8 protein-coding genes and 2 pseudogenes are annotated in these 8,805 nt (G+C 67.3%); 7 read left to right on the top strand and 3 right to left on the bottom strand.

Going from position 1 to position 8,805, the window contains the following annotated elements; translation table 11 throughout:
• A pseudogene (locus tag FPV16_RS25545) lies at positions 1-423 on the top strand (hypothetical protein); the annotation flags it as partial.
• Positions 424-438: 15 nt separating this feature from the next.
• On the opposite strand, the gene FPV16_RS25550 reads toward FPV16_RS25545, so the two are convergent.
• Positions 439-672, bottom strand: a complete 234-nt coding sequence (locus tag FPV16_RS25550; protein WP_227441320.1) for a Flp family type IVb pilin — start codon at positions 670-672, stop codon at positions 439-441.
• Between the two features lie 134 nt (positions 673-806).
• A complete protein-coding gene (locus tag FPV16_RS25555; RefSeq protein WP_027172108.1) occupies positions 807-1,052 on the bottom strand; it encodes a DUF3072 domain-containing protein in 246 nt (81 codons plus the stop codon).
• A gap of 356 nt (positions 1,053-1,408) precedes the next feature.
• Here FPV16_RS25555 and katG point away from each other — a divergent pair, with 356 nt between their 5' ends.
• Positions 1,409-3,730 (top strand): catalase/peroxidase HPI, encoded by a 2,322-nt coding sequence (katG, locus tag FPV16_RS25560; protein ID WP_227441321.1) that lies wholly within the window; start codon positions 1,409-1,411, stop codon positions 3,728-3,730.
• 456 nt (positions 3,731-4,186) lie between these two features.
• On the opposite strand, the gene FPV16_RS25565 is transcribed toward katG, so the two are convergent.
• Positions 4,187-5,074, bottom strand: coding sequence for a branched-chain amino acid aminotransferase (locus FPV16_RS25565; protein WP_227441322.1), 888 nt, complete (start codon positions 5,072-5,074; stop codon positions 4,187-4,189).
• 217 nt (positions 5,075-5,291) lie between these two features.
• Here FPV16_RS25565 and FPV16_RS25570 point away from each other — a divergent pair, with 217 nt between their 5' ends.
• The 5 genes and pseudogenes from FPV16_RS25570 to FPV16_RS25590 all read left to right on the top strand — a co-directional run.
• Positions 5,292-5,876: a MarR family winged helix-turn-helix transcriptional regulator gene (locus FPV16_RS25570; protein ID WP_413629410.1), complete on the top strand. Its 585-nt coding sequence runs from the start codon at positions 5,292-5,294 to the stop codon at positions 5,874-5,876.
• A gap of 1 nt (position 5,877) precedes the next feature.
• Positions 5,878-6,603 (top strand): response regulator, encoded by a 726-nt coding sequence (locus FPV16_RS25575; protein WP_227441323.1) that lies wholly within the window; start codon positions 5,878-5,880, stop codon positions 6,601-6,603.
• Between the two features lie 12 nt (positions 6,604-6,615).
• On the top strand, positions 6,616-8,022 hold the full coding sequence (locus FPV16_RS25580; RefSeq protein WP_227441324.1) for an ATP-binding protein: 1,407 nt from the start codon (positions 6,616-6,618) through the stop codon (positions 8,020-8,022).
• 123 nt (positions 8,023-8,145) lie between these two features.
• Positions 8,146-8,337, top strand: a complete 192-nt coding sequence (locus FPV16_RS25585) for a hypothetical protein (RefSeq protein WP_027172102.1) — start codon at positions 8,146-8,148, stop codon at positions 8,335-8,337.
• Between the two features lie 189 nt (positions 8,338-8,526).
• A pseudogene (locus tag FPV16_RS25590) lies at positions 8,527-8,805 on the top strand (hypothetical protein); the annotation flags it as partial.

The following is an 8,805-nucleotide window of genomic DNA, read 5'->3' on the forward strand; positions in this document are numbered from 1 at the left end:
CCCTCCCCCTTCGGCATCCCGACCCATCCCTACTGGACCGAGATGATGAACACGTTCATGGCGGCGGGCGGCTCGATGCTGTCCGCGCCGAAGGACGTCACGTCCTCCCGCGCCACGCCGGCCCAGAGGAGCCTGCCGCCAGCACGCTACTTTCCCGAGCCCAATCCATCCGCGAGTTCGAGGCCTGCCTCGGGCTCCAAGCCCGCTTCAGGCACCAGGCCCAATCCCGCAGAAGCGGCACAGGTCTCACCGCTGAACCCGTTCGACCTGTTGCAGCAGATGTTCCAGTCCGGGCTGGAGGCTCAGCAGGAGAATGCCAAGACGATGCAGAGCCTGTTCGACAGCCTGTGGCGCGACGGGATGACATCCATGGACCCGTCGAAGGGGAAGCCCACGGCAAAGCCCGCCCCGACGCGGCGCTGAGGGACGCGCTGGTCCTCAGCTGCTCCGGGCGACGGCGTCACCAATGTACTGGTACATCGCCCCGACCCGGTCGGCATAGAGATGCAAGGCCGTGACGATCGCCAGAAAGATCAGACCGGTGATCAGCGTGTATTCGATGGCGGTCGTTCCGCGCGTGTCCCGGCCGAACCGGGCGGCGATCTGCGAGAGACGGGATCGATGCCCAGCCTGGTCCCGCACGGTCGTATCGGTTGTCTCGACATGCGTCATGGAAACAGGGCGATCCTCGACGAAGCCGGCGCAGGTACTCCTGCACCGGAAATCGTTGCCGACCGTTTAAACGCGTCACACAAAACGCCCGGTTTGCCGTCCTGCCTATAGCGAGGACCGCTGCTGACGGACGATCAGTCCCGTCCGGCTTCCTTGCGCAGGGCGTCGATGCGCTTCGAGGCCTCGGCCTTGTCGAGATCGGGCTCGAAGGAGTCCGGCGACTTCGCCTCCTCCGACAGGGTCTTGAGGTAGGAGGCCTGCGCGCCGGTCATTGGCTCGTCACCCGTGGTCCACTCGCTCGGATCCTTGATCCGGTTCGACGCGTCGCCACCGGCCGTCTTCGGGTTCTCGTTCTCGTCCGTCGCCTGCTTCTTCGTCATCGCGCTACCTCGTTCATGAATTGTTCTCCTCATAACGGGGGACTCGCCGATGAGTTCCGCTTCCTTCGCCCCTCCTCCGGGAGGTGGGTCCGAGGCGTGCGGACTCGGACCGGCTGCCGCATCGCGGACTCGCGCAAATGTGAGGCGGCCTGTCCCAGGGCGTCCGGAGCAGTCGCGCCCGCTTGAGAAGCGACGGCACCTTGATTTTCGGGACATGCGCCAAATTTCGCTCACGGTGTCGGATCGCGCGAGGGTTGCCGTCTCCCGAGGTGTCGCACGCCTCGCGCTAACCGCCGGCGACAGACCGGCGGCCCGATCCATTCGGGGATACCGACTCTATGCCAAGGGACATGTTGATGAACGAGACCACGATCGACAAAACGAATACCGAATCCTTCCCGATGGAGGGGCGATGCCCGTTCGGAGGTGACCGCATCGGCGGAGCCCTCGGCAGCCGCCCGGCCCTGGAGAACTGGTACCCGCACCGCTTGAGGGTCGAACTCCTGCACCAGAACGGCGTCGCCGCCGATCCGCTCGGGCCGGATTTCGACTACGCCAAAGCCTTCGAGACCATCGACCTCGACGTGCTCAAGGGCGACATCAAGCAGTTCCTCACCTCGTCGGTGGCGTGGTGGCCGTCCGATTACGACAATTACGGCCCGCAGATGATCCGCATGGCCTGGCATTCCGCCGGGACCTACCGCATCGCGGACGGGCGCGGCGGCGCCGGCACCGGGATGCAGCGTTTCGCGCCGATCTCGAGCTGGTGGGACAACGGCAACACCGACAAGTCGCGCCGCCTCCTGCAGCCGATCAAGCACAAATACGGCAATGCCCTCTCCTGGGCCGACCTGATGGTGCTCACCGGCAATTGCGCCCTGGAGATCATGGGCCTGCCGACCTACGGATTCGCCGGCGGGCGCCTCGACGCCTGGGAGGCGGACAACGCCACCTACTGGGGTCCTGAGGTCGTCGAAATGGGCTCGGTGTCGAGCTTCGACGACATGGTCAACCGCGACAAGCGCTGGCGCGGTAAGAATGGCGAGGCCGATTACGACCTCGAGAACCCCCTCGCCGCCTCCCACCAGGCGCTGATCTACGTGAACCCCGAGGGGCCTTACGCGAACGGCGACCCGCAGGGATCGGCCAACGACATCCGCGTGACGTTCACCCGCATGGCCATGAACAACGAGGAGACCGTGGCGCTGATCGCCGGCGGCCACGCCTTCGGCAAGAGCCACGGCATGACCCCCGCCAAGGAGATCGGGCCGCCGCCGGAAATGGCGCCGATGGAGGCGATGGGGCTCGGCTGGCACAACCCGAAGGGCACCGGCGCGGGCAAGGATACGATGACCAACGGCATCGAGGGCAGCTGGACCCCCGACCCGACGCGATGGGACAATGCCTACCTGGAGAACCTGTTCAAGTTCGAGTGGGAGCAGACCAAAAGCCCTGCCGGTGCCCTGCAATGGACCCCGACGGATCCGAACGCGCCGAAAACCCCCGACGCCCATGTCGCGGGCCAGATGCATCCCCTCATGATGATGACGTCCGACATCGCCCTGAAGGTCGATCCGGAGTACCGCAAGGTCTGCGAGAAGTTCCTCAACGATTTCGACGCCTTCACGCAGGCCTTCTCCAAGGCGTGGTACAAGCTCACCCACCGCGACATGGGCCCCAAGCACCGCTACCTCGGCCCGGAGGTGAGAATCGAGGACGGATTGCTATGGCAGGATCCGATCCCCGACGCCGCCTACGCCCCCGTGGGCGAGGCCGAAATCGCCACCCTCAAGCAGGCGATCCTGGCCACGGGCCTCTCGGTCTCCGATCTGGCCTTCACGGCCTTCTCGGCGGCCTCGACCTACCGCGACAGCGACAAGCGTGGCGGCGCCAACGGCGGCCGGCTCGCCCTCGCCCCGCAGAAGGACTGGGCCGTCAACCGACGGGCCGCGCCCGTGGTCGAAGCACTCCGCGGGGTCATGGCCGAGTTCAACGGTGGCCGCACGGACGGCAAGCAGGTCTCGCTGGCCGACCTCATCGTGCTCGCCGGCTGTACCGCCGTGGAGAAGGCGGCCGGGGACGCCGGCGTCGAGACGCATGTGCCGTTCACCCCCGGCCGGGTCGACACCACGCAGGAGCTGACCGACATCGAGATGTTCCAGTGGCTGAAACCCGTCGTCGACGGCTTCCGCAACTATGTCGATGACGGGTTCGGGGCGATGGCGCAGAGCCTGTCGCCGGAGGAACTCTTCCTCGACATGGCCAACCTGCTGATGCTGACCGCACCGGAATGGGTGGTGCTGACCGGCGGCCTGCGGGCTCTCAACGCCAATCACGACGGCTCGAGCCGGGGCATCTTCACCGACCGGGCGGGCGTGCTGACGACGGACTTCTTCCGGAATCTGACCGACACGAACCTGGTCTGGGAGAAGACCGACGCGGCCGGAACGTCCTTCGCCCTCAAGGACCGCGAAACCGGACAGACGAAGTTCGAGGCCACGCGCAACGATCTCGTCTTCGGATCGAACGCGCAGCTGCGCAACATCGCCGACGCCTATGCCGGCAGCGACGGCCAGGGCCGGTTCGTGGCGGATTTCGTGCGGGTCTGGGACAAGGTGATGATGCTCGACCGCTACGACGTGAAGGGCCACCGGCGTCACGGCCCCATGGCGGCCTGAAACAGGTCCCCCGATCGACGGTTGCCGTCTTAGCCCGCCCCCCGTCCCACCATCCGGTGGGACGGGGGTTGTCATGAGAGGGGGGCGGCGCTGAAACGCCGTGTTCTCTTATCGGTTCGATCGAGAAGGAAACGTCCGCGGCTCGCGTGTCGACCGAACCCCGCCATCACGTCCGTTCGCGTGAGGGATGGCCATGCCTCGTCACCGGAGACGGGTGCGATACGGGGCCCAAGCGAGCGGGGACAGTGCGTCTTGCCCCTCACTTTCGCAGGCCTCACGAGGTGACCGCTGGGCCATCCCCGCCGCGGGCGCCGCCCGGCAGGGTGCGGGCCTGCGCGGCGGGCCGTCAGGTCCAAGCCGGCTCGCGTTGGCTCGCCAACGCTTCACCTCGCTGACGTCTTCAGGGTGTCGCGGGTTTCAGGACGCAGTATCGGCATCCGCTCTCGCGAAACCCGCTCAGGCCGCCACCGCCTTCGGCTGAACCTCGGCGGTGTAATCGTCCATGAGCGTCTTCGTCATGGTGGCCGGGGTGAAGCGGTAGGGGCCAATCTCGGAGACCGGTGTGACTTCCGCGGCGGAGCCGGTGATGAAGCACTCCGAAAAGCCCTCCATCTCCTCGGGCTTGATCCGCCGCTCGACCACCTCGAAGCCGCGCCGACGGGCGAGGTCGATGACGGTCTGGCGGGTGATGCCGTTGAGGAAGCGGTCGGCGAGGGGCGTGTGGACGACGCCGTCCTGAATGAAGAAGATGTTCGCACCGGTGCATTCGGCGACGTAATCCTCCCAATCGAGCATCAGCGCGTCGGCATAGCCCTTGTTCTCGGCCCGGTGCTTCGAGATCGTGCAGATCATGTAGAGGCCGGCCGCCTTCGAGGCGGAGGGGATCGTGCGCGGATCGGGCCGGCGGTAATCGGCCAGATCGAGGCGGATGCCCTTCATCTTGGTCTCGGGATCGAAGTAGCTCGGCCATTCCCAGGCGGCGATGGCGAGGTGGATGGTGTTGTTCTGCGCCGAGACACCCATCATCTCCGAACCGCGCCAGGCCACGGGACGCAGGTAGGCGTCGGTGAGACCGCTGGTCTTGAGCACGAGTTCCTTGGCCGCCTCGATCTCGGCGACGCCGTAGGGGATCGTGAAATCCAGGTACTGCGCCGAGCGGAGCAGGCGCTCGGCATGCTCGTGGCTCTTGAAGATCTGTCCGCCATAGGCACGCTCGCCCTCGAACACCGCCGAGCCGTAATGCAGGCCGTGGCTGAGCACGTGAATCTTGGCCTCGCGCCACGGCACCAGCACGCCATCGAACCAGATGGTGCCCTCGCGTTCGTCGAACGGGATCACGGACATGACGAATTCCTTGAATCCGCGGGCGGGCATCGGCGCGCCTGCGGGGTCGGTCGATCGGGTTGGCGCGATGGCCGGGCAATGCCCCGCGCAGTATCCGCGAGGCCGGAGGTCCGCAAGACGGCCGTTCGCGGCGAGCCGACCTCGGGAAGGCTTGACGGGTATCAACGCCCCTGAGATATGTCAACATCACTGACGTATATCGAGGGCATCGCCGGACGTGACGCGCCAATCCACCCTGGCAACGGGCCCGGCCCCCATTTCCCTGTCCGAGGAGGATGACGGGCCGGCGGATTCAGCTCTCGCTCCGGAGGGCGTGACGAACGACCTCGTCGAACTGCTGTTCTTCGCCTATCGCGATTTCGTCGGCGACCCGGACCGGATGCTGGCGGAATACGGCTTCGGACGGGCGCATCACCGGGTGCTCCATTTCGTCTATCACTACCCCGGCCTGACCATCGCCGAACTCCTCGACATCCTGCGGATCACGAAGCAGAGTCTGAACCGGGTTCTCAAGGATTTGATCGAACAGGGCCACATCGTGCAGAAGACCGGCCGGAGCGACCGCCGCCAGCGGCTGCTCTATTGTTCGGAGACGGGCGCGACGCTCACGGCGGAGCTGACGCGGGTCCAGGTGCGGCGGGTGGCCCGTGCCATCGCCGATCCGGTGGCGGACGAACCGAAGGGCGCCCGGGACACGAACGACTTTGCCGCGGCACAGGGATTTCTCATGGCGATGATCGAACCCGAGGAGCGCGCGGCGGTCCGCAGCCTGATGGCGCGCCGCGCCCGGAGCCGTCGCTGACATGGCGTCCCCGGAGCCGAGAATCCGCGCCGAGCTTCCCGACCACGCCCCCCATATCCTCGTGGTGGACGACGACCGTCGGGTGCGCGAGCTGTTGTCGCGCTATCTCTACGAGCAGGGGTTCCGGGTCACGTCGGCCGGCAATGTCGAGGAGGCCCGTCAGCGGGCGCAGAGCTTCGTCTTCGACGCCCTCGTCCTCGACGTGATGATGCCGGGGGAGAACGGGTTCGATTACGCCCGGCAGGTGCGCGAGACCTCGCGGGTGCCGATCCTGATGCTCACCGCCCGCTCCAACCCCAACGACCGGGTGATGGGGCTCGAGATCGGGGCCGACGATTACCTGCCCAAGCCCTTCGAGCCGCGCGAGCTGATCCTGCGCCTCAACAACATCATCAAGCGCCGGCCGGACGGCGTGGCGCCCTCCGACCGCACCATCGCCACGGTGACGTTCGGGCCGTTCTCCTACCGCATCGACCGGGGCGAGCTGCGCCGCGACGAGGAGACCATCCGCATCACCGACCGCGAGCGCGAGATCCTGACGATCCTGGCCGAAGCCAAGGGCGGCAATGTCGACCGCGACGTGCTGGCCGGGAATGGCGGGCTCGCCGCGGAGCGCACCATCGACGTGCAGATCAACCGCCTGCGCCGCAAGACCGAGGTCGATCCGGGCAATCCCCTCTTCCTCCAGACGGTCCGCGGCATCGGCTACCGCCTCGCGATCGATTAGACGGGACCCGCCATGGCCCTCGCCGGCCTGAACCTGTCGCGGATCAGAACCAGAACCGCCGCCGCCTGGCGCGCGAGGCCGCATCCGCGCCGGATCTGGAAGAGGGTGGCCCGCGCCATCGGCAACGCCCTGCCGAAGGGGCTCTACGCCCGTTCGCTCATCATCATCATCGCCCCGGTGGTGCTGCTGCAATCGGTGATCGCCTACACCTTCATGGAGCGGCACTGGCAGCTCGTGACCCGCCGCCTCTCGGCCGCCGTCACCGCCGACGTGGCGGCCATGATCGACGTCTACGAGAGCTACCCCCAGGACAAGGACGCCGACACCCTCACCCGCATCGCCGGCACGCGGCTGAACCTCGACCTCGACATCCTGAAGGGGGCCAAGCTCCCCCTGCCGGGGCCGCGCCCGTTCTTCTCGATCCTCGACGAGACCCTCTCGGAGGAACTCGCCAAGCAGGTCGGCCGGCCGTTCTGGATCGACACGGTGGGCCGGTCCAGCCTCATCGAGATCCGCGTCGAGATCCCGGACGGGGTGATGCGGGTGACCGCGCGGCGGAGCATGGCCTACGCCTCGAACTCGCACATCTTTCTGCTCTGGATGAGCGGTTCGTCCCTGGTCCTCCTCGGCGTGGCGATCCTGTTCCTGCGCAACCAGATCAAGCCGATCCTTCGCCTCGCCGCCGTGGCGGAGAGCTTCGGCAAGGGCCGCGAGATCGAGTTCCGGCCGCGCGGCGCCCGCGAGGTACGCCAGGCCGGCCATGCCTTCATCGAGATGAAGCGGCGCATCGAGCGTGCGATGGAACAGCGCACGACCATGCTCAACGGCGTCAGCCACGACCTGCGCACCATCATCACCCGGTTCAAGCTGTCCCTGGCCCTGGTGGAGCAGACCAGCGAGGTGGAAGACCTCCAGCGCGACGTCGACGAGATGAGCCGGATGCTGGAGGCCTACCTCGCCTTCGCGCGCGGCGATTCCGGCGAGGCCGCCGTGCCCACCGACATGCGGTCGATGCTGGAGGACCTGCGCACCGACGTGGAGCGCCTCGGCGCCCACGTGGCCGAGGTGGAGTTCGACGGCCGCGCCATGGTGACGCTGCGGCCGGACGCGTTCCGGCGCTGCCTGTTCAACCTCGCCGCCAACGCGGCCCGCTACGGCGAGACCGTGGCGATCCGCGGCCGGACGGAGGCGCGCTCCTTCCTCGTCTCCATCGACGACGACGGTCCCGGCATCGCCGTCGAGAGCCGCGAGGAGGTGTTCAAGCCCTTCGTCCGCCTCGACGATGCGCGCCAGGATGCCGGCGGATCGGGTCTCGGCCTCGCCATCGCCCGCGACATCGCCCGCGCCCATGGCGGCGACGTCGCCCTTCACGACAGTCCGCTGGGGGGATTGCGCGCCACCGTGCGCATCCCGGCGTGACGGCCGGATCCTCGTGAATTTTGTTGCGTCCGGGGTGTCCCCTCCCGCGCGCAGCAATGCTATGACCGGTGCCGCTTTACAGAGAGAAGGGCCGAACCCCGGTCCCGACAACGCGAGTACGCCATGAACCCGCTGGGCCCCGTCCTGATCGTCCTGCTCATCCCGATCGCCGCCATCGGCCTCCTGCTCTACACCGATACGGGCATCGAGCCGACGCTGTTCACCGCCACCGTGAAGACGTTCGTCGCCCTGTTCGCCATCGCCGGGATCCTGTCCTACGGCGCGAGCCGGCTCGCCGCCCGCTCGGAAGGCTGAAAAACCGCGTCTCCGACCGGCCCCGTGGCGGGGCCGGTTTTCCGGTGAAGCCACGGTGATGACGGGATCGAGGACGACATGAAGGCCGCCCTCGCTCCTATTCCCGTGCCCGCCCGGCAGAACTACGATATTCGCAGATCTCGCAGGCCGCTCGGGTCCCCTCTCCTGGAAGGAGAGGGACAGGGCGAGGTGTGCGACCTTTTCGGTGAGTCCACGCACCTCACCCCAACCCTCTCCTTCCAGGAGAGGGAGCCCGTCGCGCCTTATGTCGAACTCGCTCGGATCGAGCGAACGGCCGTCGAGCCGATGGGCGAAACCATGAGCTGGCGGAGAACGGTTCGAGTCCTCGCTCTCTGCCTAACGGCAGGCGTCGCTGCGCTCTCCTCACCGGCCCTGGCCGCCGAGGAAAAGTCGGCCCCTCCGACTCCGACGATGCCCGAGCCCCCGGCCCGGCCCGCCGAGCTGAAG

This window comes from Methylobacterium sp. W2 (genome assembly GCF_020662345.1).
In the GTDB taxonomy this organism is placed as follows: domain Bacteria; phylum Pseudomonadota; class Alphaproteobacteria; order Rhizobiales; family Beijerinckiaceae; genus Methylobacterium.